Consider the following 24249-nt stretch of genomic DNA (forward strand, 5'->3'; position numbering starts at 1 on the left):
GCCAGGACAAGCGCTTCCTACCGGGAGTCCCGCTGCTTCACGTTCACCGACACACCGCTTGACACCAAACCGTACCCACTAACTAAGCGGCATTGGGGTTGCCCCCTCGAATTTTCAGTGGGCAACCCTCCAACTCAGTGGGCAACCCTCTATCTCAGTGGGCAACCCTCTATCTCACGGGGCAACGCTCCATCTCAGGGGGAACCCTCCAGATGAGCGGATATCCGGTTCTTGTGATCGATCCGTGGGTGGGTCCGGGCCGGGTGATCGAGCCTGCGCGCGGGCTGGACGGCCGCGCGCGTTCCCGCGCGGTGGGTTCACCCATCGTGTTGTGGGTTCCTGACCGGTCTGAAGGGTGCGGAACCCACAACACCGTGGGTGAACCCACCGCACGGCGGAAACCCAAAGGACTCCCTTCGACCGCGGCACGGCGTACGAGTGGATAACCCCGCGCGTTGAGGGTTCTTCGCTGGCACACCAGCGAAGAACCCCAACTCATGCGGATATCGGCTCCTACGAGGTTGGCCGCGCCGGTCGTGGTGTCGGTCGTCGCGTCGGTCGTCGCGTCGGTCGTCGTGCCGTGGTGCGGGGCGGCCGGGTGTGGTGGTGGGTTGACCGGCCCGCCGCGGTGGGTTGGTGGGCGTGCGCTTGAAGCGACATGACAGGATCGAGGGCGTACGCCGCTGTAATCCGACTAGGAGTGACCCCCGTGGCCGAAGAGTTGTACGCGACCCTGCAGACGAGCAAGGGCGACGTCGTCATCAGGTTGTTCCCGAACCACGCGCCGAAGACGGTGAGCAACTTCGTCGGCCTGGCCGAGGGCACCAAGGAGTGGACCGACCCGCAGACCGGGGAGCAGGTCACCCGTCCGTTCTACGACGGCCTGGGCTTCCACCGCGTGATCGACGGCTTCATGATCCAGGGCGGCTGCCCGCTCGGGACCGGCACCGGCACCCCCGGGTACCAGTTCGACGACGAGATCCACCCGGAGCTCCAGTTCGACCGTCCGTACCTGCTGGCCATGGCGAACGCCGGGATCCAGTTCGGGCGCGGCACCAACGGTTCGCAGTTCTTCGTGACCGTGGTCCCGACCCCGCACCTGAACCGCAAGCACACGATCTTCGGTGAGGTCGTCGACGACGAGTCGCGCAAGGTCGTGGATTCGATCGCGACCGCGAAGACCGCGCCGGGCGACCGGCCGCTCGAGCCGATCGTCATCAACAAGGTCGTCGTCGAGCGCAAGAACGCCTGAGTTTCCGCGGGGCCGGTTCGCCGCCGGCCCTGCACATCCAGGGGAGGACGCAACCCGCGTGACCGAGACCGTCTGCTACCGGCACCCGGATCGGCCCGCCGGGGTGCGCTGTCAGCGCTGCGACCGGCCGATCTGCCCGGACTGCATGAACAGCGCCGCCGTCGGCTTCCAGTGCCCGAACTGCTTCACCGAGGGCGTCCGGTCGGTGCCGCGCACCCGTACGTCGCTCGGCGGCATCCAGCGCGCCGGCAGCCAGCAGATCGTCACCTACACACTGCTGGCCCTGAACGTCTTGGTGTTCATCCTGGTTCGCGCCGGTAGCCCGCAACTCCTCGGCGACCTGGTGATGGTGCCGGTGCTCGTCGAGTCCGAGCCGTGGCGACTGATTACGTCGGCCTTCACCCACGTGCAGTTCTTCCACATTTTCTCGAACCTGTTCATGCTCTGGCAGCTCGGTCCGCCCCTGGAACAGATGCTCGGCCGGCTCCGGTTCGTCATCCTCTACTGCCTGTCCGCGCTCGGTGGCAGTGTCGCGGTCTGGTTCCTCTCCGCCCCTGGCGGCGCCACCCTCGGCGCGTCCGGCGCGGTCCTCGGCCTGGTCGGCGCCCTGCTGGTGATCAGCCGAGCGCGCGGCCTCGACGTCACCTGGATCCTGGTGTACGTCGCCGTGACCGCATTCCTGTCCTTCGCCATCCCCAACGTGTCGTGGCAGGGCCACCTCGGTGGCTTCGTCGTCGGTGCCGCCATCGGCTGGATCTACGTTCAGATGGCCAAACCCAACCGCCGCAACCGCCAGAACGCCTGACGGCCGCGCGACCTCAGGACGCCTTCGCCTGCTGTTGCTTCTTGGCGGAGATCGGGTTCGTGGTCTGGAGGGCGACGACCGGGCTCGGGTGCTCCGGGGCCGGAGGCCGGGTGGCGTGCTGCTCGTTCCCCGGCCGGGCGCGTTTGTCCACTGCGCGTGGGCTCATGTGGATGTCCTTACCAAGTGTGGTCCCCCGTCGGGACGTCACCTGATTAGACGAGGACCTCGCCCGGGCTGTCATCAGGTTTTACGCAATCGAGCAGAATTTGTGGCCTAGGCCGATTAGTTCGGCTTTGAACAGTCAGCGGTAAACATGCGTTGCTGCCAGGCCGATGCCGGCGATCACACAGGCGGTCGCGGCGCTCAGGACGAGGGGGGTGTACCCGACGGCGGTGGCCAGCGCCGCGGCGGCCAAAGGTGCGGTGGCGCCGGCGATGGTGGTGGGCGTGCCGAGAATGCCCGCGATGGTGGCGTACCCGCGGTCGCCGTACCGGTCCAGCAGGATCGCCGGCTTGGCGATCGACGCGACGCCGAACCCGAGCCCGAACGCGATCAGGCAGGCGGCCGCGCCGGACGTCGATCGCCCGGCGAGCGGCAGGAGACCGAGGGCGGCGCCTTGCGCGGTGACGATGACGGCGGTGGCAGTGGCCATCGGCAACCATCGCCGCAGAACCGTGACAAGGATCCGGCCGGTGACCGACAGCAGGCCGAGCAGTCCGGCCAGAGTGGCGGCGGTGGTGGGTGAATGGCCGAGCTTGGTGAGGTACGTGACCAGGTGGACACCGATGACCGCCAGCGCTCCGGTGTGGAGGACGAAGGCGACAGCGAGCAGCCAGAACCCGAAGTCGCGCAGCACCTCTGCCGGCGAGCCGGCGGCCTGAGACTTGACCACGGCGACGCCCGGCCGGGTACGGCGGAGCGCAAAGGTGTGCAGTGGCACGGTGACCACCGCGATGATCACAGCCAGCACGACAAGACTTCGGCGCCATCCGTAGCTGTGGATGAGCTGCCCGGTGAGCGGGATGAAGATCGAACTCGCGAACCCGGCCACCAGCGTGATGCCGAGCAGCGCACCGGTCCGCCGTCGCGGCGTGGTGACGGCGACGACGACCGCGAACGCCGGCGGGTACAGCACCATCGCCGATGCGATGCCGATGGCAACGAACACGGCGTACAACTGGACGACGTCGTGGACCTGCGACCAGGCCAGTACGGCGATCGCGGCGATGACGGACCCGCCGCTCATTACGCCGTGCCCGCCGCGCGCATCGAGCACTCGGCCGACCGGTATCGCCAGGACCGCGCTGATCAACGACGCGAGCGTGAGCGCTCCGGTCGCCGCCGTCGCAGAGATCCGCAGCTCGAGGCGCATCGGCTCGAGCAACGCGCTGAACGCGTAATAGAGCACGCCGTAGCTGACGGTTGTCGTGACCGCGAGCGCGGCGACGACCTCACGTCGCGAGCCACCACGACCAGTCGGGTCAGATGCGCGACCGGTCGCGGTGGCGGTGGAGGTCATCAGTTGCAGCAGCTCGACTGAGTCGTCGGCTTGTCCTCGATCACAGTCAGCAGTCCACCGCTGATGCCGGTGGCGAGGCCGCGACCGGCCGGTGCTGAGACCGCTTGCGGCGCGGGACCGCAGCAGCCGCCGGCGGTCTCGGACTGCTCGCCGCCGTAGGCGAGGTTGGACGAACAGACACCGGTCTCAGGCAGATCGAGCTGGACGTCACGGGCCGCCTCCCAGTCACCTGCCAGGGCCGCGACCACCGAGCGGGCCTGCTCGTACCCGGTCGCCAGCAGGAAGGTCGGCGCCCTGCCGTAGGACTTCGCGCCGATCGCGTAGTACCCGGGCTCCGGGTGGGTGAGTTCGTCGACGCCGTGCGGCGGAACCGTTCCACACGAGTGCTGGTTCGGGTCGATCAGCGGCGCCAGCGCGCGGGTGGAGCCGAGGATCGGGTCCAGGTCGAGGCGCAGCTCGGACACCATGTCGAGGTCGGGCCGGAACCCGGTCGAGTTGACCACCGTGTCGGCCACCACGCTGCGCTCACCGGACGTGAGCTCGATCCGGCCGTCGTCGGTACGGCTGATCGCCTCGATCCGGAACGAGCTGACCAGCTCGACCCGGCCGGATTGCACCAGCTTCTTCAACCGCGCACCGAGCGCGCCACGCGCCGGCAGTTCGTCGGCCTCGCCACCGCCGTACGTCCGGGCCTGGTCGGTGCCGCGGACCACCCACACGATCTCCGTGCCCGGCACCTGCGCCGCCAACTCGCCGAGGTCGAGCAGGGTCGTCGCCGCGGAGTGGCCGGCGCCGACCACCGCCGTACGGCGTCCCGCGTAACGGTCGCGGTCCGCACCCAGCACGTCGGGCAGTGCGTGCGCGATGTCTGCGGCCACCTCGGTCTCGCCGCGGGCGGGGATGCCCGAGCCGCCGAGGACGTTCGGCCGACGCCAGGTGCCGGCCGCGTCGATCACCGCGGAGCCGAGCAGCTCGGTGCCGTCGGCCAGCCGGATCAGGAACGGCGCGGCCTCGCGGCCGGCGGTGCGGATCCGGTCGAACCCGACCCGGGTGACAGCGACGACCTCGGCGTTGTAGCGGATCCGGTCGTTCAGCTGCGGCGTCTTGGTCAGCGGCTCGAGGTAGTCGTCGATCAGGTCGCCGCCGGTGGGCAGCGTCCCGAGGTCCGGCGCGGTCCAACCCGTCTGTTCGAGCAACCGCCGCGCGGCCGCGTCGATGTCGTAGCGCCACGGGCTGAACAGCTTCACGTGCCGCCATTCCTCGATCGCGGCCGCGACACTGGGACCCGACTCCAGTACGACGAAGTCCAGCGCGCGGTCCCCGAGGTGCGCGGCCGCCGCCAAACCGATCGGGCCCGCGCCGATCACCACTACCGGGGTCCCTGGCCGCACCGCCTGCTCGCTTTCCATCCCAGCTCCCTGTCTAGAAGATCATCGAAACAGCCCCCAGCTTGCCTCGTGATTAGACAGGAGTCAAGATAGATATATGTCGAAGCAGGATCTGGTCCTCACCCCGGTCAACGGCCCCTGCTGCACGCCGATCTCCGCCGCCGCGCTCGACCCGGCCGGCGCGGTCGAGGGTGCCGCCGTGTTCAAGGCGCTGGCCGACCCGATCCGGCTCCGGCTGCTGTCGATCATCACCTCGGCCGGCGACGAGATCTGCGTGTGCGACCTGACGCCGCAGTTCGACGTCAGCGGCCCGACCATCTCGCACCACCTGAAGGTCCTGCGCGAGGCCGGCCTTGTCGATTGCGAGCGCCGCGGGACCTGGGTCTACTACTGGCCGGTGCCGGAGCGGCTGCGCTGGATCACCAGCCTGCTCGCCGTCCCCGAACCCACCCGGACCAACTGACGGCCACGCCTCGTCAACACGCTCAGCGGAGGAGCAGGCAACTGTCGCCGAATTCGTGCCAGAGGTAGTTGTTCGTGACGGCGGCGTCGTACGCGGCCTGCACCTGGCCGGGGCCGGCGACCGATTCCAGCAGCAGGAGATGCGAGGCCTCCGGCGCGTGCCAGCCGGTGATCAAACCGTCCACAACCCGCGGCGGTCGCTCCGGACTCAGCACCAGCTCCGTCCACCCACGCGATGGACTCACCACACCATCACCATCGACGACCGACTCGATCGCGCGGACGGCAGTAGTACCGACAGCGATCACCCGGCCGCCGTTCGCTCGCACCCAGCTCACGAGGCGTGCAGTGTGCGCGGGTACGTCGTACCGCTCGGCCGGCGGCGCCTCGTAGCTCTCCAGCGACGAAACACCGCAGTGCAACAGGATCGGCGCGATCAGTACGCCCCGCGCGGCCAGTTGACTGACCAACTCGAAGCTGAACGGCCGGGCCGCACTCGGCATCTCCGCACTACCGATATCCCGCGCGAACACGGTCTGGTACGTCGCCAGCGGCCACCGCTGACCGACGTAGTTGTAGGTGATCGGCCGCCCGTTCCGCTGCAGATACCCGAGCACGTCGTCCGTCGGCGGCTTGGCGATCCACAGCCGGTTCGACCCACTCTGGTACGGCGCGAGCAACGTCACCGCACCTTCCGGTACGTCGACCCGCTCGCCGACCGAACCGTCGAACATCGGACCACCGTCGCGGCGCAACTCGACCACCCAGGTACCGTCGTCGAGCGCCGCCGAGAAGTGCACTGCGTACTTCGGACCGTCGACGGCCGCAGGCATCGTGCGCGACGTGTTGACCAGCAGGAGATCACCGGCCCGCAGGTGATCGCCGATCCGGTCGAACCTGGTGTGCGTGATGGTCGACCCCTCCGCGACCAGCAACTTCACCTGGTCCCGTGAGACACCACGGGCTTCGGGTGGTTCGCCGGCGTTCAGTGCCTCCGGCAACTCGAATCGCGTGTGCGGATGGACCGTCACGACGTCACCGCCGGCGCGAACTCCGCGGCCCGGTACCTGCCGCTCGGCGGTCGACGGTCCAGCAGGTTCAGGAACGCCGGGACGACCGTCACGGGCTCCGGCCGGTCGGAGATGTCCTCGTCGGGGAACGCGGCCTGATGCATCGCCGTCCGCAGGTCCCCCGGGTCGACCGCGTACACACCGAGCGCCGGATGCTCCGCGCCGAGGATCCGGGTCGCATGGTCGAGCGCGGCCTTCGCGGAGCCGTACCCGCCCCACGTCTCGTACGCCTCGACGGCCGCATCCGAGCTGATGTTGACGACCACTCCGGACGAGGCGGTGAGCGCGGGCAGCAGCGCCTGGGTCAAGGCGATCGGCGCGAGGACGTCGACCTCGTACACGCGGTGCAACTCGTCCAGATCGGTGGTGGCGAACGGTTGTAACGGGCTCTGTCCGAGATAACTCGCGTTGTTGACGAGCAGATCGAGCCGGCCGAGCTCGGTGATCGCGTCGACGAGATCGGCGCGATGATCGGGGTCGGTGACGTCGCCGGCGAGCGGTACGACGTCGGTGTGGACGGCCAGTGCGTCGGCGGCATCCTTCAGCGCCTCGGCACCACGGGCGTCGACGACCAGTGCCCAGCCGCGCTCGGCCAACCCGTGTGCCAGCGCGAGGCCGAGTCCGGCGGAGGCGCCGGTGATCAGAGCTACAGGACGATCGGACGGTTCAGGAGTCATGCAATCCACCGTCGTACCTCAAGTCAACTTTAAGTCAAGCGCACCGGTGGCGGTGTGGCCTCGGCCTCGCACAACCGCCTGAGACCGTGCACGCCCACCTGGGACCTCGCACACCCACCCGGGACCTTGCATACTGAACCGTCCCGGGACCTTGCACAAGCAATAGCCGGCTCACGTGACAGATGTCGGGTGGGCAGGTGTGGCGTGCGGCGATGGCCGCCGTCACTGTTTCGGGTCGGTCGGGTAGCTCCATGCGAGGGGGATGTCCGCGCCTGTTAGGGGATCTCCGCTCGTACACCAGCACAGAACCCCCAACACGAGAGGTTGACCCACCGTGTTGGCCCGCACGAGCGCGCACGACGGCCGGGGTCATCCAGGAGACCCCGAGCGGCACGTGGTCGTCCTCGCCCCGCCCCGAGCTCCCCCCGGCCACGCCAGCCTCCCGACCAACCCCGACCAACCCCGGCCGACCCGGTCGACCCCGGCCGCCGCAGTTCGCCGGGTCCTCACCAACCCTGCACCGCCTGCACTGCTGACCGGCGAAAACTCTCCTAGCTGATTGATGCGCGGCCCGAAGGTGTGCACGCTCGACAGTTAGTGTGGTGCGGGGCGGGTGTGTTCGGTGTCTGGTTCACGCTCAGCTGTGGCCCCTGGCACGGGACACGTCCTGTCGACCTGACACACGCCACCCACGCCACCCACCCGAGCGTCCCCGGCTCCATCACCACGACCACCGAATCCAGACCATGCCGTGCGTCAATCATCTAGGAGAGTTTTCCGCACGACACTGGAGGCTTTTGCCCGCCATACGGGGGAAAACCCTCCATAGATGCGGCTCCACCACCCCCACGCCACCATCACCCCGACGCCACCATCACCCCGACGCCCCGACGCACCATCACCCCACGCCCCGACGCCGCCATCACCCCACGCCCCGATCACCCCGACGCCACCATCACCCACGCCACTATCGCCCGCGCGCTCTCATCGCCCCGGCCATCCCTCACCCCGCCGGCCCACGACCATCTCCCCTCGGGCAGAGGCCAACCCACACACCAGTCAGCGGACCCCAATAACCACTCCACACCCACCACAACCTGTTCAAGCCCCCCGACTTCAGCCCGCACCACGACCGGCGCAGCCAACCACAGCCAACCCATACGAACGGATAACCCCGCCAGTTAGGGGTTCTCTGCTCTCATACCGACGAAGAACCCCCAACACGCGGGGTTATCCGTTGGCGCAGGAGTCACGCGGGACGGCAGGTGATTTCTGTGGAGGGTCAGTCATTGACCGGGGGGAGCAGGATCCCGGGGTTCAGCACGCCCACGGGGTCGAGGGTTTGTTTGACGGCCTGGAGGGCCTCGACGGCGAGTGGGCCGATTTCGGCGACGTAGGCGTCGCGGTGGTCGGTGCCGACGCCGTGGTGATGAGTGATCGTGCCGCCCGCGTCCGCGATCGCCTGGTTGGCCGCGCGTTTCGCCGTACGCCACTGCTCGACCGGGTCGTCGGCCTGAGCGCAGATCACGGTGAAGTACAGCGACGCACCGGTTTCGTACACGTGCGACACATGGCACAGCACCAACGGCGGCGTCGCACTCAGCGCCTCGGTCAGCGCGGACGTGACTGCGCTCTTCAACTCCGGGATGCGCGACCAGAAGGCAGCCGTTTCGAGCGTCTCGACGAGTGCACCCTCGTCGAGCAACGGATCGCGCAGGTACGGCGCCCGGTATCGCCCGAGGCGCCACGTTTCACCGGGCCCTGCACCGAGGTTCTGCCCGCCGGCCTCGGTCAGCAGGGCGGCGGTCGCCTGGTTGTACGGACCGTCGAAGCCGATGATCGCGAGCACGCCACCGGATCCGCCGCCGAGGACGTCCGGGTCGGCGAGATTCACTGCGGTCTCGACCTCGTCCGACAGCCGGAGCACCGTGGGCAGCGGGCCGTCCTGCGCGAGTCGCCGTACGGCGGTCAGCCCGGCGTCGAAGTTCTCGAACTGCCAGCCCTCGAAATGCCGCTCGGTAGGGCGCGGGCGGATCCGGACCACGACCGACGTGATGATCCCGAACGCACCTTCGGAGCCGAGCACAAGCTGCCGCAGATCCGGACCGGCGGCGGACATCGGCGCCCGGCCGAGTTCGAGCGTCCCGCGCGGCGTGGCCAAGGTCAGCCCGACCACCATCTGGTCGAATCGCCCGTACCCGGCGGAGGACTGTCCGCTCGAGCGCGCGGCGGCGTACCCGCCGATCGACGCACCTTCGTAGGACTGGGGAAAATGCCCGAGCGTGTACCCGCGTTTCGCGAGCAGCGCTTCGGCTGCCGGACCACGGACACCGGCCTGCAGCGTGGCCGTCCGGGACACCTCGTCCACCGCAACCAGTTGGTCCAGCCGTCGAAGGTCCACGGTGATGAACCGCCGCGCCGGCGCGAGTCCGCCGACGACAGAGGTGCCGCCGGAGTACGGCACGACGGCGAGGTCATGGTCGGCGCAACCGCTCAGCAGGTCCTGCACTTCGTCATGAGAGGCCGGGAAGACGACCGCGGCCGGCAGGTCTGTGGTGTCGCCGGCCCGGAACCGGAGCAGATCCGTCGTCGAGTACCCACGCGTGTGCGCCCATCGCGTCTCCGCGTCGACGGCGACGTACTCGTCACCGACGACACCGGTCAGGAACGCGAGCTGGCCGGCCGTCAGTTCGACCCGGTCCGCCCCGGCGGGCACTCCGTCCACTCCGTCCGTAGTGGATGCCGACGAGCGACGCCGTACGCCGAGATGCTGGAGCGCATCGATCGCGGCCTGGGGGAGATCGACCGGGTGAGCGGGATCGCCCCAGCGGCCGGGCGTGAGTTGCACCACCGAGAGGTCGGATTCGGTCATCGCTGACTCCCTTTCGGCTGCCGCGCGAGGTAGCGTCCAGGGGAGGTGGAACCCCCTGGCTCCCACCTCCCCTGGACAGTTCCGGGACGCCAAAGTCGCTGATACACTTTGCCGCGTGATGTCTCAGCGTAGCAGCGAATCCGAGCAAGAGGCCAGCAGCCGCCCGACACCCGCCAACGCGATCGGCGAGGAGCGGATCCTGGACGCGGCGTACGAGCTGCTGCTCGCGATCGGGATGCGCCGGATGACGATGGCCGACATCGCCCGGCACGCCGAGGTGTCCCGCGCGACGCTGTACCGGCGCTGGCCGAACGTGCAGGCCGTGGTCGCCGCGCTGATGACCCGCGAGTGGACGATCGCGCTGGTGTCCGCGTTCCAGCCCGACGCCGCGGACGGCCGCTCCCGCCTCGTCGAAGGTGTGGTCGAGGTGGTCGCGAAGACCCGCGTGCACCCGTTGATGCGCAAGATCATCGAACTCGACCCCGAGTTTCTCACGCCGTACCTGCTGGAGCGCCGCGGCAGCAGCACGGTCGCGCATCTCGCGCTGGTCGAGGAAGGGATTCGTCAGGGGCAGGCCGACGGGTCGATCCGGGCCGGCGATCCGGTGTGGCTGGCGCGGCAGATCATCCTGGTCTCGCTGGCATCCGCGGTGACCGGTCCGGTGCTGGCCGAGAAGGACGAGTACCCGAAGCTCGACGATGAGCTGCGGGTGATGCTGACGAGGTATCTCACGCCATGATCCGGGTGGGCGACGCGAGTCTGAACGCGGCGCGGCGGGCGCGGGAGCTAGACACGCTGCGCTCGGTCGACGTGCTCGTCGTCGGTGGTGGGGTGACCGGCGCCGGCGTGGCGCTGGACGCGGCCGCCCGCGGACTGACCGTTGCCCTGGTGGAGAAGCACGACCTGGCGTTCGGCACCAGCCGGTGGAGTTCGAAGCTCGTGCACGGCGGCCTGCGGTATCTCGCGTCCGGCCATGTCGGGATCGCCTACGAGAGCGCCGTCGAGCGCGGCATCCTGATGAAGACCACCGCCCCGCATCTCGTGCACCCGGTGCCGCAGGTTGCGCCGTGGTTGCCACAGGCAAGGTTCGTGCAGGCGGCGCTGCTGCGCTCGGCGTTCCTCGGCGGCGACGTCCTGCGCACGTTCGCGCGAACCAGCGACGACTACCTCCCGCACTCACGCCGGGTCAGCTCCGCCGAGGTGCTGCGGTATGCGCCCACGCTCCGTCCGGACGGCCTGCGCGGCGGCTTCCTGACCTGGGACGGACAGTTGTACGACGACGCGCGCCTGGTCGTCGCGATCGCCCGGACCGCAGCGCAGTACGGCGCCCGCATCCTGACCCGGGTCGCGGCGACGGAGGTGACCGGCCGAGGTGCGGTGCTGGTCGACCAACTGACCGGGGAGCGTCGGTCGGTGGACGCGAAGATCGTCATCAACGCGACCGGCATCTGGGCGGATCAGGTTGCCTCGGGCATCAAACTCCGCCCGAGCCGGGGCACCCATCTGGTGCTGCCGCAGTCGGTGTTCGGCGGACTGTCCGCCGTCCTCACGGTGCCGGTGCCCGGAGAGCTGCGCCGGGTGGTGATGGCGATCCCGGCGCCGGACGACCGGGTGTACGTCGGGCTCACCGACGAGGAGGCGCCGGGTCCGGTGAGCGACGTACCGCAGGCGACCGACACGGAGATCGACTTCCTGCTCGACACGATCAGCGCGGCGGTGCAGCAGCCGGTGACCCGCGCCGACCTGCTCGGGACGTACGCCGGCCTGCGACCGCTGCTCGACACCGGACACTCCAAGGGCGAGGACAAGACCGCGGACATCTCCCGGCGGCACGCGGTCATCACCAGTCCGGACGGCGTCGTGACGATCGTCGGCGGCAAGCTCACGACCTACCGCCGGATGGCGCAGGACGCCCTCGACGCCGCGCTCGCCCAGTCCACGCTCGAGGTGCGGCGGACCTGCCAGACGCACCGGATTCCGCTGGTCGGCGCGGCCGATCGCGTCCACCTGGCCGCGGTGCGCGCGCCGGCGCGGTACGTCCAGCGGTACGGCGTGGAGGCCCCGCAGGTGATCACAGGTCCGCCCGAACTGCAGGATCCGATCGCGCCGGGGTTGCGGACGACGTACGCCGAGGTGCTGTTCGCGGTGCGCCACGAAGGAGCCCTGACCGTCGACGACGTGCTGGACCGACGGACGCGCATCGGGCTGTCGGCGGCGGACCGGGAGCTCGCACTGCCCGCCGTCCGCGAGGCCTTCGCGTCGGTCTGACGCCGATCCGGGGCGTGCTCCGGTCGTGGGGTTAACTTGGCTGCGGGGAGGTAGCAGGTGACGCAGCCGTATCCGGGGCCGTACCAGGCGCCGCAGCAGGGCCCGTACCAAGGGCCGTACCAGGGCCAGTACCAGGCGGGCCCGTACCAGCACGGCTCGTACCAGCCGATGCCGATGGCGGTCGCGCCGCAGTACCGGCCGTTGCGGGCGCTCGGGATCGTCAGCATCGTGCTGATGGGCCTCACCACGCTCGGGTTCGGCATCTAGAACGTGCTGCTCTGGCGGTCGTACGACGAGGTCAAGCGGTTCGTGTACGGGCTGCTCTCCGACGAGGAGATCGAGCGGGGCTTCGCGGCGATCGCCGGCAGTGGGCCGTTCCTCAACCTGATCGGCTACCTGCTGATCGGCACCGCGATCGCGTTCCTGATCTGGCTGTGGCGTGCCCGCGACAACGTCGACGTCCTGTACGCGCCGTTCGCTCCGCAGCCGGGCATGCACCCCGGGCAGCGTCCGCAAGGCGCCCACCGCCGGTCCCCGGGGTGGGTGATCGGTTCGTGGTTCTGCCCGATCGTCCAGTTCTGGTACCCGCTGCAAATCGTCACGGATGTCGCCCGCGCCAGTGAGCCCCCGACCCGCCCCGGCATCGCGCGCTCCGGCGGTGTCCGCGCCCTGCTCGCCACGTGGTGGGTGTCCTGGTGCGGCTTCTGGCTGATCATCGTCGGCGGCGGTACGACGGCGCTGGTCGGCACGATCGTCTGGATCGTCCGGCTGGTGAACCTGGCCGAGGAGTCCGGGGGCACCTCGTCGGTCGACTTCTACGACCTGCAGGACTTCATGGTCCGCCTCGCGCTGGCCTTCGACATCGGGTTCACGGTCGCAACGGTCCTCCTGGTCATCGCGACGATCGCGGTGTCGTTGCTGATCCTTCAAGTCGGGCAATGGCAGCGCGAACGGTTCGAACCGCCGGCGCCGGTGCGTGACGTCGTACCGCCGAATCAGCCGCCGCAGTACGTCCCGCGCTCGCAGCACCGCGGGCCGGGCTTCCCCACCTACGGTCCCTGAAGCAGTACGACGCTCGCGTCGTCGTACCGCTTCCAGTTCGGGGCGGTGTCCGCGGCGTCGTGGTCCCGCACCAGGTCGATCAGCCGTCGCGGGCCGTCGGTGGTGAGTACGTCGAGCAACTCCTCCCACGAGTGCCCGTAGCGTTCGACGAAGCGCGACGCGCCGTCGGAGAGGATCGCCACCGCGTTGACGTCGGCGCGATCCGTGCTGCCGGTGACAGCTTGGTACGCCGCCGCGGGCGCGGTACTCGCCACCCAGAAACCACCCGGCTGGTTGCGCAACCGCCGTACGGCCTCGAGGGTCCGCTCCGGAAGGAGGTCGATCCGGTCGTCGCTGTGGACGGTCACCTTCCCGCCAGGGGAGCGGATGACGATGGGAGAGTCGGCCAGGACCAGGTGCTCCACCCGGTCCGGGCGGAGGCGAACCATCGACACCGTCGAGGAGGGGCTGTCGGGGTTGTCGAGGTCGCAGGTGTCGGTATGGACCCTCCGAACCGTGGCGATCGCCTCGGCCAGCAGATCCGCCAGCGGCGCGGACGACCGGGCCAGCAGCGGAGTCGCGAGCTGCATCGCGAGCTGGGTCACCAGCCAGGCGACGTCGTGCCGGCAGCCGGACTCGACGCCCGGCGGAGCGGTCGCTCCGTCCAGCACCACGGCGAAATCCGGGCCGGTCAGGACCAGGTCCTCATTGCCGGCAGGGGGTCGCCGATCCGGCGCGGCCTCAGTGAGCGATCGGATCTCCACGCGACCAGTCTGGCTCAGCCCAGTTGTCGGCGAGCGACTGGTCGAGGCCGATCTTCGGGGACCAGCCGAGCTCGCCGCCGATCAGCGTGGTGTCGGCCTGCTGCCAGGGCGCGCCGAGCGCGTTCTCCTGGCCGGTGTCGTCGACGATGGTCGCCGGCTGACCGCTGAGCTCGAAGAGCTGCCCCGCGACGTCCCGCGCGAGCGTTGCCCGACCGGTCCCGACGTTCAGCACCGGCGGCAGCCTGCGGTCCGCGAGCGCGACCGCGAGGACCGCCTCGGCGACGTCGCGGACATCGACGAAGTCGCGCCAGACATCGAGCGAGCCGACTTCGATCAACTGTCGTGATCGCAGGTCCCGGATCACCCGGCCGGTCAACGTACTGTGCGGCGCGCCCGGTCCGATTACGTCGAACACCCGGAGGACCACGGCGTCGGCGCCCGCCCGTTGCGCGCGGAGCACGAGCTCGGACCCGGCGAGCTTGGTCAGCCCGTACGGACCAACCGGTCGCGGCGCGGTCTCCTCGGTCAGGCTGGTGCCGTGCGGTCCACCGCCGTACTCCGCGGCGGAGCCGAGCTGGACGAACCGCGCGTGCCCGGCGTGGTCCCGGACCGCGGCGAGCAGCGCCTCGACCGCGATCACGTTCGCGCGGACGAGCTCGGCCGGCGCACCGAACGTGGCACCGACCGCGTTGACGATCACAGTCGGCTTGTACAGCTCGATCTGGGTGTCGAGCGCGTACGGATGCATCGCGGCCAGGTCGCAGCGCCGGTACGGCTCGCTCCGGGTGCGGCTCAACCCGCGGTACTCGATCCCCCGGTCGGCGAGCAGCGCGCAGATCCTGGCGCCGAGGAAACCTCCCGCGCCGAACACCATCACCCGCTCGGTTCCGGTCACCCCTCCATCGTGCGGCCCGTATTTGTCGGTCCGCCTTCCGTTGTCCTGCGTCAGCATCACAACTGTGTCGGTACGGCGTGGCAGTCTGAGTCACTCACCGCACCGAGGAGGGCGTATGGCCGATCGAGCGCAAGGGCGTGCCGCGACGCCGACCGAGTCGACGATCCGGGACTGGGACGACGCGGATCCGTCCGGCGAGACGTACCGACGGGTGCTGTTCGTGGACTCCGACCTGACCGAGGTGGACAACCGCGGCGGGGTGTTCGAAGAGTGCACGTTCCGTGGGGTGCGGTTCAACGCCTCGACCCACACCGACGCCGCGTTCGTGAACTGCACGTTCGTGCGGTGCTCGCTGTTCGACGCGAGCTTCGTGCGGTGCAAGTTCGTCGGCAGCTTCTTCGACGACTGCACATACAGCCTGATGAAGGTGTCCGGCGGCGACTGGTCGTTCACCGGTCTGCCCGGTGCGGATCTCAAAGGTGCCGAGTTCACCGGAGTGCGGTTGCGCGAGGCCGACCTGACCGGCGTCCGTGCGCCGAAAACCGTCCTCCGCGACCTTGATCTGTCCGGCGCGACGCTGCAACGGGCCGACTTCACCGGTGCCGATCTCCGTGGCTCCGACCTGTCGACCCTCGACCCGCTGACCGTCACGCTCCGCGACGCCAGGATCGACGTCACCCAGGCGATGGTCGTCGCCGCCGCCCTGGGCCTTGACGTCCGCCCCTGAGCCTGGCCGGTTGGATATCCCCAAGTAGTCACACGGTCATCCACCGTTCTATCCACAACCTGTGGATAACTATCCGGATAACTGTGTGTTCGTACTGTGATACTGCAGCGATTGGCGCGTGAGGATCTCCCGGCGATGCCGGGCCGGCGGCCGCCGGCCGCCGAGCAGCCCGGCACGCTCCACCGCGTACTCGAGCATCGCCGGAAGTCCTCCGAGTGTCACCAGGCGGAGGCCGACCCTGCGGGTGAGTGACTGAACGCCGACCGCCAGTCCGACCCCGCAGACCGCGCCCACCGAGTTCGCGATCAGGTCGTGCACCTGGCAGGACCGGCCGAGCTGCGGCACCAGTGCCTGGACCGCCTCGACCGCAGCCGACATCCCGACGCCCGCGGCGATCCCGTCTCCAGGACGCGCCCCGGCCAGCGTCACCATGCCCGCGGCCGGGACGAACAGCGCGACGTTGAGCAGCCCCTGGATCGAGGTCAGCCCGCCGGTGGTGGTCAAATGCGTGCCGCACTGCCCGATCTGACCGAGCCGATGCGCCGTCGGACTGAGCGTCGCCGCGATCACCAGCGCCCCCGCGGCCGGCAGGCAGAATGCGGCGAGCCGCGGAACCAGGTCGCCGGGGCGCCGAAACGAGGAGAGCGCGACGGGCAGCGCCATCCCGGTCAGCACGAGCCAGGTGTCCAGCAGATGCGGAATCCCGCGATAAGTCTCGAGCACGTGTCCGGACCCTCCCGTGGTCGACCTGACTCGAACCCTTCGTCGCTGCGTTTCCTGACACGACGATCAACCGGCGCCCGCCGCCGCGGCCAGACCCGTCCGGACATCTGCACGGAGCCGCAAACCGGTCGTGACAGTTTGTGACGATCCGTGCACAAACTGACACGGAAGGAAGGTGCTCCAGGCAACGATCGTGTGTCAGCGCCGGCTGGGTACCGGGAGCTGAACGCCGAACCGAGAGGAGCATCGTGGTCGACTCGCAGCTGCGTGCGATGACCTGGAACATCTGGTGGCGCTTCGGACCGCGCTGGCGAGAACGCCAGCCCGGAATCCTGGCGACGATCGAGCGCTTCGGTCCCGACGTGATCGCGCTGCAGGAGGTGTGGGCCGGCGAAGGGACCACTCAGGCGGACGAGTTCGCGCACGCGCTCGGATTCCATGCGGCGTTCGCGTCACCGTCGTACCCGCGCACCCCTGATCCCGCCTCGGCGCCTGATCACGAAGGCTTCGAGCTCGGCATCGCACTGCTGAGCCGCTGGCCGATCGAGGCGCCGGAGACGATCCCGTTACCCGCGCGGCATCGGTCCTGGGATCCGGTCGCGCTTCGGGCCCGGGTCGCTCATCCTGCCGGTCCGGTTCCCGTTGTCGTCGCCTGCCTCGAACACGCGACGACCTTCAGCGACGACCGGATCGCCCAGGCGGCGCTGCTTGCCGACCTCGGGACGGATCCCGCCGCGGACGGTCCGGCTCCGTCGCTGGTGCTGGGCGATCTGAACGCCGCGGCCGACAGCGCCGTACTGCGTCCGCTGCGTGACGTGATGATCGACGCCTGGACGGCCGGCCACGGTTCGCCCGAGGCAGTGACGCTGCCGTCGTCGCATCCGTCCGCGCCGCTCGAGGCCGGTCCGGAACTGGTCGATCAGCGGATCGACCACATCTTCTACCGGCCGGGGCACGAGGATCAACTGGTCACGATCGAGTCGACGGTCATCGCCGGTGATGCTGTGGACGGCGTCTTTCCGTCCGACCACCGAGCTGTGGTGTGTGACGTCCGATGGCGCAACCGCACCGGCTGACCCCTTCAGACACCGGCCCGGACCGGCGCTTCGACGCAGGAGTCGGTGACGCAGTAGTCGGTGTCGCGGCGGTCGGTGATGAACATGTGTCCCGGCGCGTGCGTGATCGCGTACGGCGGCTTGGACGCCATCAGCGCCGCCTGCACCGTCACCCCGCAGGCCCAGAACACCGGTACGTCGCCGTTGGCCGGCTGCACCGGATCGCCGAAGTCCGGCCAGGCCAGGTCCAGGGTCCCCAACGCCCGTGGATCGCCGATGTGGACCGGTTCGCCGTGCACTGCCGGCATCGCGCGGGTGATCCGGACCGCGTCGTCGACCCGATCCGCCGGGATCTGGCGCATCGACACCACCAGCGGACCGCGCAGCCGACCGGCCGGCACGCACGGACGATCGGTCACGTACATCGCGACGTTCCGCCCCTGCTCGACGTGCCGCAGCGGGATCCCCGCGGCCGCCAGCGCGGACTCGAACGTGAAGCTGCAGCCGAGCGAGAACGTGACCAGATCGTCCCGCCACGCCTCGGTCGAGTCCGCCACCTCGGCCACCAAGCTCGCCGTCCCGCCAGATCCGGTACTGCGGCAGATCGGTCCGCAGGTCGGCGCCGCGAGCGAGTCGCGTCGACGGATCACCCGGATCACTCACGTCGAGGACCGGGCACGCCTGGGCGTTGCGCGTGCAGAAGAGCAGGACGTCGTACGCCCAGTCGGCGGGGACCGCGACCAGATTCGTCTGCGCGTAGCCGTCCGCCCAACCAGTGGTCGGACGGCTGAGGTCGTCCCGGAAGAGCGAACGCGCTTGAGCCGGGGTGAGCGTCGCAGTCGTCATGAGACCCCCTTCGCAGGTGATCTCACGATAGAGATTGTTGAACAATACGACAAGGCGTCAGACGACGAACTCGTGGATCCATTCAGCCGGGGACTGCTGATGCAGGCGCCAGTAGTGGTCGGCGAGCTCGTCCGGATCCCACAGGCTGCCGGGCGCGACGCCGCCGCTGACGGTGACACTCGCGGCATGCACCCCGGCGGCGCCGTACTGCTGATGCAGCAGAGTCACAACTGCGCGGACACCGGCCTTGCCGAGCGAGAGGCTCGCGTAATCCGGCTTCGGCAGCGGCATCCCGCCGGTGATCAGGAACGAGCCGCTGCCGCGCTCGGCCATCGCCGGCGCGAGGTGCGCGGCGGTCGTGATCGCGCCGACCACGTTCACCGCCAGCGCGTCGAGATGCTGCTGCGCGGTCAGGTCGCCGATCCGGTCCGCCTGGAGCCGCGCCGCGTTGTACACCACGACGTCCGGTACGCCGTACGCGTCGACGACCCGATCGAGCGCAGCCCGCAGTGCGCCCTCGTCCGCCACGTCGGCCGTCACCGGCAGGACGTCGGCGCCCTCGAGCTCCGCGGTGGCCGTCTTGACGGTTGCCTCCGAGCGCGCGATCAGTCCGGCGGTCATCCCCTCCTTGACGAAGCGCTTCGCCACCGCCAGCCCGATCCCGGGCCCCACTCCCACCACCACAGCTCCAGCCATGGCGCGGAGCATAAACCTTGACCCTCAGGTCAAGGTCAAATCCGTGGTTTCGACCGCTGACTTTGCGCCGCCATGGCGGCAGCCATGTGGCCCTCGGCGGCGGCGTCGAGCCCCGCGATGACGCCCTCCACATCGGCGGCCGAGCGGTTCTGGCTGAGCTTGAACTTGGCCTCGATCCGCTTGATCGCGATCTCGACACCGACGATCGCCCGCAACTGACCGTTGACGAACGCAGCCGGCGCGTCGTCGACCGACCACGGATGCTCACGACCGGCCTCGTGACGATCGGACAGCCCACGGACGAGTTCCTCGACCCAGGCGGCGTCGTCGTGCACGGTCATCGCGCCGTACACGTGCGCGGTGACGTAGTTCCAGGTCGGTACGACGCGGCCGTGCTCCTGCTTGGAGGCGTACCAGGTCGGGGAGATGTACGCGTCCGGACCGCGCACGATCACCAACGCGTCACCGATCACGGGCAGCCGCCAGTGCTCGTTGTTACGGGCCAGATGGCCGCGCAACACGTTTCGCTCACGGTCGAAGAGGAACGGGAGCATCGTCGCGACCAGCCCGTCGGGTGTCACCGTGACCAGGTCCGCCGCGCCGTGGTTGGCCAGCAACTCCTGGACGGCCTCGTCATCGGCGGCGAAATGCGCAGGGACGTACATGCTGCTCAGTCTCCTTCGCCCTCAGCCGCCGGCGACAGATCCAATGCCGGGTGTCTTGTCCAGCCCAATCGTCACGATAGGCGGAGCTTCGCTGCCTCTTCGTAGTCGCGCTTCCAGTCGCCGGTCGGCGGGAGGATGACGCGTTCGGTACCGGCCGCCTCGTAGGCCGCGAGTTGTCCACGCGGGTCGCCGTCGAGCTGCGGCGCGATCACGGTCGCCCGCAACTGCTTGCCGTTGGCAAGCTCGTTGATCCGCTCCAGGCTGGTTCGCACCTCGGCCGGCGAGGACGCGATCGTCGCCCAGCCGTCGGCGTACGCCGCCGCCCGCCGGAACGCCCTGGTGCCGCTGCCGGCCACGAAGATCGGCGGCACCTGGGCACCGGGGGAGAGCGCGATGTTCTCGGCGGTCGCGGTCTTGCCGGCGATCAGGTCCGGCAAGACGGCGAGGGCTTCGTCGGTGAGTCGTCCGCGGTTGGTGTAATCGACGCCGGCCGCTCGCCACCCGGTGTCGCCGTGTGCCGGGTTGCCGGTACCGATCCCGAGGACGAGCCGGTTGTTCGACACCAACTGCAACGAGCTGATCTGCTTGGCCGCCCACGCGACCGGACGCAGCGCAAGCAGCATCACGTTGTACCCGACGGTGATCCGCTCCGTCACCGCGGCCGCCGTCGCGAGCACGACCGTACTGTCGAGCATCGGCGCACTCGCGATCAGATGGTCGGTGGACCACACCGAGTCCAGCCCGATCTCCTCCGCGTACCGGGCGCTCGCGCGCACATCCCCCAGAATCGGCCGCGCCGGATCCGGCGTCGACGTCGGCAGAATGACCCCGATCTCCACTGTCATACCTTCTGCAAACCTGTGCACGCCGAGCCGCATTCCCGCGTGCGGTGTGCACTCCCGACAGGACGTGTCGGTGGTCGAGGTAGTGCACTCGGCCTCGATCTAGTACATGCGTACGGTGTCTCGGTGGTGCACTACCTAATGAGAGCTGACACGCTGCTGCGCCGTCGGGAGCGGGATCATCAGACATGTCCTGTCGTCAGCGGTGGTCGCCGTCGCCGTGCAGGACGCCGCGGGAGGCCCGGTCGGCGATCTTCGCGATGTTGCGGTCGGCAACATCCTCCAGGCGGATGCCGAGCCGGGTGCACAGCTCGGACAGGTACCAGAGCACGTCACCCAACTCGAGCGTGAGCGCGTCCCGGTCCGCGTCTGTGATCACGCCGTCGCGGTCCCGGAAGATCTTCTTCACTTTGCCGGCGACCTCGCCCGCCTCGTTCACCAGCCCCAAGGTCGGGTACACGATCGGGTGGTCGGTCGAGATCGGCGCGCCGGTGTAGGACGCCGCCTCCTGGTACCGGTCGAAGTCGAACCGCTCCTCGTCACTCACCCGCGTCAGTCTGCCAGGCGTCCTGGTGACCGTTGATGTTGATCAGGTTCCCGTCGGGCGCACGGACGAAGAACCGACGGATTCCCCACGGCTCGGTGGTCAACGGGTACACGATCTCGTACCCGCGCCGCAGCGCCTCGGCGTACGCCTCCTCGATGTCGTCGCCGACAGCAACCGAAACCACCGAATCCTCGGGCGCTGTCGCATCCTGCGTCACGAGTTGCACCGCCGTTCGCCGGTCCGGCGACTCGAACCTGGCTACCCAGTCCAAGCCCGCAAGTCCTTCCTCATGTAACCCGAGATAGTCGGCGTAGAAATCCCGGGCCGCGTCGATGTCCGGCACCGACAGATTCGCCATCACGCGAGTAACCCGCACCAGAACCTCCCTCATCGGTTCCCCAGTCTGACCCGCCGCCGGCCACCCGATCCAGTGCCGGCCACTCCGCCGGCTTCGGTCGGTGTGCGGGTGGGGAATCGCGCCGGCAGGGCAGCGGCGAGGGCGGGCAGGGGCGAGGCAGTTGCTCCGATGCCGAGGGGGCGCTGCGGCAAGTGGCGGAGCGGGGTGTGGTAGCGCTTCCAGATCGGTTGGGTGATTGGAATCGGTGTACCGCTGAGAAGCCTGCTGGGAGCGCTTCCAGGAAGCTAGCGAAGATCGGTGGTGTTGGGAAGAGGGCGACGCGTTGACATCGTCCGCATGGTGCGTCAGCATTCCGGGCAGCGCTGCGGTTCGTGCCGGAGGTCCTTTGCTCAGAGAGGACTGAAGGATGAAGGTCGTGAAACCCCTTGTGGCGGTCCTGGTGACCGCCACGCTCCTGCTGCCGGCCGCTCCCGCCGGCGCGGCCAGCCCGATCGGTTTGACCAGTGGGTTCTACGTGAACCCCGACTCGGCGCCCGCGGTCTGGGCGCGGAACAACTCCGGGGACTCCCGGGCGGCACGGATCCAGAGCTCGATCGGGTCCAAGCCGATCGCTCGCTGGTTCGGCAACGACGCGAACATCGCCACCATCGTGGCGAACTACACCGGCGCCGCGGACGGGCAGGACAAACTGCCGGTCCTGGTCGCCTACAACATCCCCGACCGGGACATCTGCGCCGGTCACTCCGGCGGTGGTGCGGGCAGCGTCGGTGCGTACCGGACCTGGATCGCGAGCTTCGCGGCCGGGATCGGGACCAAACCCGCGGTGGTGATCATCGAGCCGGATGCGTTGAACGGCATGGACTGTATGACGCAGGCACAGAAGGAAGATCGGCTCGGAATGTTGCTCTATGCAACACAGAAGTTCCAGGAGAAGGCGCCGAACACCTACGCCTACCTCGACGCCGGGAACGCCGGCTGGACCAACGCCTCGACAATCGCCTACCGCCTCAACCAGGCCGGGGTCGCGAACATCCGCGGCTTCTCGGTCAACGTGTCGAACTTCTACACAACCAGTGAGTCGATCAGCTACGCGAACTCGGTGAACAGCTACCTCGGAACCACCAAGCCGTTCGTGATCGACACCAGCCGGAACGGAAACGGCCACGGCACCGGCTGGTGCAATCCGGCCGGCCGCAAACTCGGCGTACCGGCCCAAGTCGGCGGCGGCGCCGAGCTCCTGCTGTGGGTGAAAACCCCAGGAGTCTCCGACGGTCCCTGCGGAACCGCCCCCACAACCCCCGCCGGCACCTTCAACCCCGACCTAGCTGTCCGCCTGATCGACGGCTCGTAACCCACCCTCTCCACAACGCGACGTCCGCGCCCCGCCGAGTCGTGACGAATGGCTGTCCACGTCAGCCTTTTCCCACGACTCGGCGACGGCGTCCACGACCATTCGCCACGACTCGGCGCCAATGCCTGGGCTCGGCGGGGCGCGGCGGTGGAACGGGCGCGTCGGTCAGGCGTCGTTCTGGCCCGGTCCGTTGCCCGGGAAGAGGTGAACTTCCTGGGGCCAGTCGAGGCACACGGCCAGGCGGCCGGCCCAATAGCGGGCGGCCTCTTCGTCGGGGACGTCGATCACCGTGAAGCCACCGAGGTGTTCCTTGGTCTCGACGTACGGCCCGTCGCTGAAGATCGGCTCGCCGCCCTTCGCCTCGACGCTGAAGAGAGCGGTCGACGCATCGATGCCGCCGTTCGCGAACACGAAGACGCCCGCCTCCCGCATCTCGTCGAGCACGACCCCCGACGCCACGCTCTTCGCCTGCAACTCCTCCGCCGTGTGCTCCTGCACCCACTCGTCGTTGAATGCGATCAGGTACTCAGCCACAGTCGTCTCCTCTCACTTGGCGCCCCCAACGGCCGCCACACCATCTCCACGAACACGACCACCCGATTCCGACACCCTCCCACCACATTGCCGGATTTCCCACCGAACTGCCCCAGGTCCTGCCCGAGGCCTGGGTACAGCGGGCCACAACCCGGTGGCTTGAACAGGAAGTGGTGCCCGGGGACCTGCTATTTCCTGTTCAGCGCCCCGAATACCCGGTAGCAGCAGGCGGCGACGGTTGGAATACTCGGCGCGCATGGACCAGCTCCCCGTGCAGGACGCCGACGGATCCGCCCTCCTCCGCTTCGAACCCGTCCCCGAACACGAACTGGCCCACCTCGACCCCGCCGTACCACTGACCGCGTCGCTGGTCGTGCTCTGGTACGGCGGCCACTGCCTGATGGTCTTCAACCGCTTCCGCCAAGCGTGGGAACTCCCCGGCGGCATGATCGACCCCGGCGAAACGCCCCGCCAAGCCGCCCTCCGCGAACTCCTGGAGGAAAGCGGCCAACGCCCGGAAACTCTGAACTGCGCCGGCGCCGCCCTCATCCGAGCCGCCCCGGACAACCGCGTCGAGTACCTGGCTATCTACCGCGGCACGATCAGCTCACCCCAACCCTTCACCCCCAACGACGAAATGTCGGACAGCACCTGGTGGACACCAGCCACCCCGCTGCCCGCACTCCTCCCCATCGACGCCGCCCTGGCTCGTCTCTGCCCATCCCCGCAAGAATGACGTGGTAACCCGGCGCAACGTCGTACGAAGTCAAAGCTAGCGAGCTGCCGGCGCCGACTTCCGGGGAACCGTGATTTGTCCACAGGGTTCACCACAGCCGTGGACAACCCAGCCACCGAATTCCCGGTGAAGCCGTCGTGTTCGCCGGCGACGAAG

Annotated in this window: 27 protein-coding genes; 11 read left to right on the forward strand and 16 right to left on the reverse strand. The window is 69.0% G+C overall.

Going from position 1 to position 24249, the window contains the following annotated elements:
• The first annotated feature begins 721 nt into the window (after positions 1-721).
• Both AB0B82_RS11825 and AB0B82_RS11830 read left to right on the forward strand, forming a co-directional pair.
• On the forward strand, positions 722-1252 hold the full coding sequence (locus tag AB0B82_RS11825; RefSeq protein ID WP_360165763.1) for a peptidylprolyl isomerase: 531 nt from the start codon (positions 722-724) through the stop codon (positions 1250-1252).
• Between the two features lie 58 nt (positions 1253-1310).
• The gene (locus AB0B82_RS11830; RefSeq protein WP_360165500.1) at positions 1311-2057 is read left to right on the forward strand and encodes a rhomboid family intramembrane serine protease; all 747 of its coding nucleotides are present in this window, start codon (positions 1311-1313) and stop codon (positions 2055-2057) included.
• Positions 2058-2070: 13 nt separating this feature from the next.
• Here the strand turns inward: AB0B82_RS11830 and AB0B82_RS11835 are convergent, their stop codons facing one another.
• From AB0B82_RS11835 to AB0B82_RS11845, 3 genes are all read right to left on the reverse strand, one after another.
• Positions 2071-2223 (reverse strand): hypothetical protein, encoded by a 153-nt coding sequence (locus AB0B82_RS11835; protein ID WP_360165503.1) that lies wholly within the window; start codon positions 2221-2223, stop codon positions 2071-2073.
• Positions 2224-2358: 135 nt separating this feature from the next.
• Positions 2359-3576, reverse strand: a complete 1218-nt coding sequence (locus tag AB0B82_RS11840) for an MFS transporter (protein WP_360165506.1) — start codon at positions 3574-3576, stop codon at positions 2359-2361.
• Positions 3576-4985 carry an NAD(P)-binding domain-containing protein gene (locus tag AB0B82_RS11845; RefSeq protein WP_360165509.1) on the reverse strand — a complete coding sequence of 470 codons (1410 nt, stop codon included), beginning with the start codon at positions 4983-4985 and terminating at the stop codon, positions 3576-3578. Before AB0B82_RS11845 ends, AB0B82_RS11840 begins: the two co-directional genes overlap by 1 nt.
• A gap of 76 nt (positions 4986-5061) precedes the next feature.
• Here AB0B82_RS11845 and AB0B82_RS11850 point away from each other — a divergent pair, with 76 nt between their 5' ends.
• Entirely contained in the window at positions 5062-5427 is a 366-nt protein-coding gene (locus AB0B82_RS11850; RefSeq protein ID WP_360165512.1) for a metalloregulator ArsR/SmtB family transcription factor, read from the forward strand.
• A gap of 22 nt (positions 5428-5449) precedes the next feature.
• Here AB0B82_RS11850 and AB0B82_RS11855 read toward each other — a convergent pair whose 3' ends face one another.
• From AB0B82_RS11855 to AB0B82_RS11865, 3 genes are all read right to left on the reverse strand, one after another.
• Positions 5450-6457 (reverse strand): S-adenosylmethionine:tRNA ribosyltransferase-isomerase, encoded by a 1008-nt coding sequence (locus AB0B82_RS11855; protein ID WP_360165515.1) that lies wholly within the window; start codon positions 6455-6457, stop codon positions 5450-5452.
• Positions 6454-7173: an SDR family oxidoreductase gene (locus AB0B82_RS11860; RefSeq protein WP_360165518.1), complete on the reverse strand. Its 720-nt coding sequence runs from the start codon at positions 7171-7173 to the stop codon at positions 6454-6456. Before AB0B82_RS11860 ends, AB0B82_RS11855 begins: the two co-directional genes overlap by 4 nt.
• A gap of 1282 nt (positions 7174-8455) precedes the next feature.
• On the reverse strand, positions 8456-10045 hold the full coding sequence (locus AB0B82_RS11865; protein WP_360165521.1) for an FAD-binding oxidoreductase: 1590 nt from the start codon (positions 10043-10045) through the stop codon (positions 8456-8458).
• A 118-nt stretch (positions 10046-10163) separates the two neighbouring features.
• Between AB0B82_RS11865 and AB0B82_RS11870 the strand changes: the two genes are divergently transcribed.
• Genes AB0B82_RS11870 through AB0B82_RS11885 form a run of 4 tightly spaced genes read left to right on the forward strand, consistent with a single transcriptional unit; the run spans position 10164 to position 13375 of the window.
• Complete coding sequence (locus tag AB0B82_RS11870) at positions 10164-10784, forward strand: helix-turn-helix domain-containing protein (RefSeq protein WP_360165524.1); 621 nt, start codon at positions 10164-10166, stop codon at positions 10782-10784.
• Positions 10781-12313: a glycerol-3-phosphate dehydrogenase/oxidase gene (locus tag AB0B82_RS11875; protein WP_360165527.1), complete on the forward strand. Its 1533-nt coding sequence runs from the start codon at positions 10781-10783 to the stop codon at positions 12311-12313. The genes AB0B82_RS11870 and AB0B82_RS11875 overlap by 4 nt, the downstream gene beginning before the upstream one ends.
• 57 nt (positions 12314-12370) lie before the next feature.
• A complete protein-coding gene (locus AB0B82_RS11880) occupies positions 12371-12580 on the forward strand; it encodes a hypothetical protein (protein WP_360165530.1) in 210 nt (69 codons plus the stop codon).
• A 3-nt stretch (positions 12581-12583) separates the two neighbouring features.
• A complete protein-coding gene (locus AB0B82_RS11885; RefSeq protein ID WP_360165533.1) occupies positions 12584-13375 on the forward strand; it encodes a DUF4328 domain-containing protein in 792 nt (263 codons plus the stop codon).
• Here the strand turns inward: AB0B82_RS11885 and AB0B82_RS11890 are convergent.
• Positions 13363-14118, reverse strand: a complete 756-nt coding sequence (locus AB0B82_RS11890; protein ID WP_360165536.1) for a protein phosphatase 2C domain-containing protein — start codon at positions 14116-14118, stop codon at positions 13363-13365. The two genes, AB0B82_RS11885 and AB0B82_RS11890, sit on opposite strands and share 13 nt — an antisense overlap.
• Positions 14096-15013 (reverse strand): NAD-dependent epimerase/dehydratase family protein, encoded by a 918-nt coding sequence (locus AB0B82_RS11895; protein ID WP_360165539.1) that lies wholly within the window; start codon positions 15011-15013, stop codon positions 14096-14098. Before AB0B82_RS11895 ends, AB0B82_RS11890 begins: the two co-directional genes overlap by 23 nt.
• A 115-nt stretch (positions 15014-15128) precedes the next feature.
• Between AB0B82_RS11895 and AB0B82_RS11900 the strand changes: the two genes are divergently transcribed.
• Positions 15129-15740 carry a pentapeptide repeat-containing protein gene (locus tag AB0B82_RS11900; protein WP_360165542.1) on the forward strand — a complete coding sequence of 204 codons (612 nt, stop codon included), beginning with the start codon at positions 15129-15131 and terminating at the stop codon, positions 15738-15740.
• A gap of 69 nt (positions 15741-15809) precedes the next feature.
• Here AB0B82_RS11900 and AB0B82_RS11905 read toward each other — a convergent pair whose 3' ends face one another.
• Positions 15810-16463 carry a VanZ family protein gene (locus AB0B82_RS11905; protein WP_360165544.1) on the reverse strand — a complete coding sequence of 218 codons (654 nt, stop codon included), beginning with the start codon at positions 16461-16463 and terminating at the stop codon, positions 15810-15812.
• Between the two features lie 248 nt (positions 16464-16711).
• Here AB0B82_RS11905 and AB0B82_RS11910 point away from each other — a divergent pair, with 248 nt between their 5' ends.
• Positions 16712-17539, forward strand: coding sequence for an endonuclease/exonuclease/phosphatase family protein (locus AB0B82_RS11910; protein ID WP_360165547.1), 828 nt, complete (start codon positions 16712-16714; stop codon positions 17537-17539).
• Positions 17540-17544: 5 nt separating this feature from the next.
• Here the strand turns inward: AB0B82_RS11910 and AB0B82_RS11915 are convergent, their stop codons facing one another.
• The 6 genes from AB0B82_RS11915 to AB0B82_RS11940 form a co-directional block, all read right to left on the reverse strand.
• Complete coding sequence (locus tag AB0B82_RS11915; protein ID WP_360165550.1) at positions 17545-18075, reverse strand: DUF1445 domain-containing protein; 531 nt, start codon at positions 18073-18075, stop codon at positions 17545-17547.
• Positions 18076-18421: 346 nt separating this feature from the next.
• Entirely contained in the window at positions 18422-19060 is a 639-nt protein-coding gene (locus AB0B82_RS11920; protein WP_360165553.1) for an SDR family NAD(P)-dependent oxidoreductase, read from the reverse strand.
• A 35-nt stretch (positions 19061-19095) separates the two neighbouring features.
• Entirely contained in the window at positions 19096-19725 is a 630-nt protein-coding gene (locus tag AB0B82_RS11925) for an FMN-binding negative transcriptional regulator (RefSeq protein WP_360165556.1), read from the reverse strand.
• Between the two features lie 71 nt (positions 19726-19796).
• Positions 19797-20570: an LLM class flavin-dependent oxidoreductase gene (locus tag AB0B82_RS11930; protein WP_360165558.1), complete on the reverse strand. Its 774-nt coding sequence runs from the start codon at positions 20568-20570 to the stop codon at positions 19797-19799.
• 196 nt (positions 20571-20766) lie between these two features.
• Positions 20767-21114, reverse strand: coding sequence for a nucleoside triphosphate pyrophosphohydrolase family protein (locus AB0B82_RS11935; RefSeq protein ID WP_360165561.1), 348 nt, complete (start codon positions 21112-21114; stop codon positions 20767-20769).
• Entirely contained in the window at positions 21107-21505 is a 399-nt protein-coding gene (locus AB0B82_RS11940) for a VOC family protein (protein WP_360165564.1), read from the reverse strand. The genes AB0B82_RS11935 and AB0B82_RS11940 overlap by 8 nt, the downstream gene beginning before the upstream one ends.
• Before the next feature lie 382 nt (positions 21506-21887).
• Between AB0B82_RS11940 and AB0B82_RS11945 the strand changes: the two genes are divergently transcribed.
• Positions 21888-22823 carry a glycoside hydrolase family 6 protein gene (locus AB0B82_RS11945; protein WP_360165567.1) on the forward strand — a complete coding sequence of 312 codons (936 nt, stop codon included), beginning with the start codon at positions 21888-21890 and terminating at the stop codon, positions 22821-22823.
• A gap of 165 nt (positions 22824-22988) precedes the next feature.
• Here AB0B82_RS11945 and AB0B82_RS11950 read toward each other — a convergent pair whose 3' ends face one another.
• On the reverse strand, positions 22989-23357 hold the full coding sequence (locus AB0B82_RS11950) for a YciI family protein (protein ID WP_360165570.1): 369 nt from the start codon (positions 23355-23357) through the stop codon (positions 22989-22991).
• A gap of 256 nt (positions 23358-23613) precedes the next feature.
• Between AB0B82_RS11950 and AB0B82_RS11955 the strand changes: the two genes are divergently transcribed.
• Positions 23614-24093, forward strand: a complete 480-nt coding sequence (locus AB0B82_RS11955) for an NUDIX hydrolase (RefSeq protein WP_360165573.1) — start codon at positions 23614-23616, stop codon at positions 24091-24093.
• Positions 24094-24249: the final 156 nt, after the last annotated feature.

The organism is Kribbella sp. NPDC048915 (genome assembly GCF_040649595.1).
In the GTDB taxonomy this organism is placed as follows: Bacteria; Actinomycetota; Actinomycetes; order Propionibacteriales; family Kribbellaceae; genus Kribbella.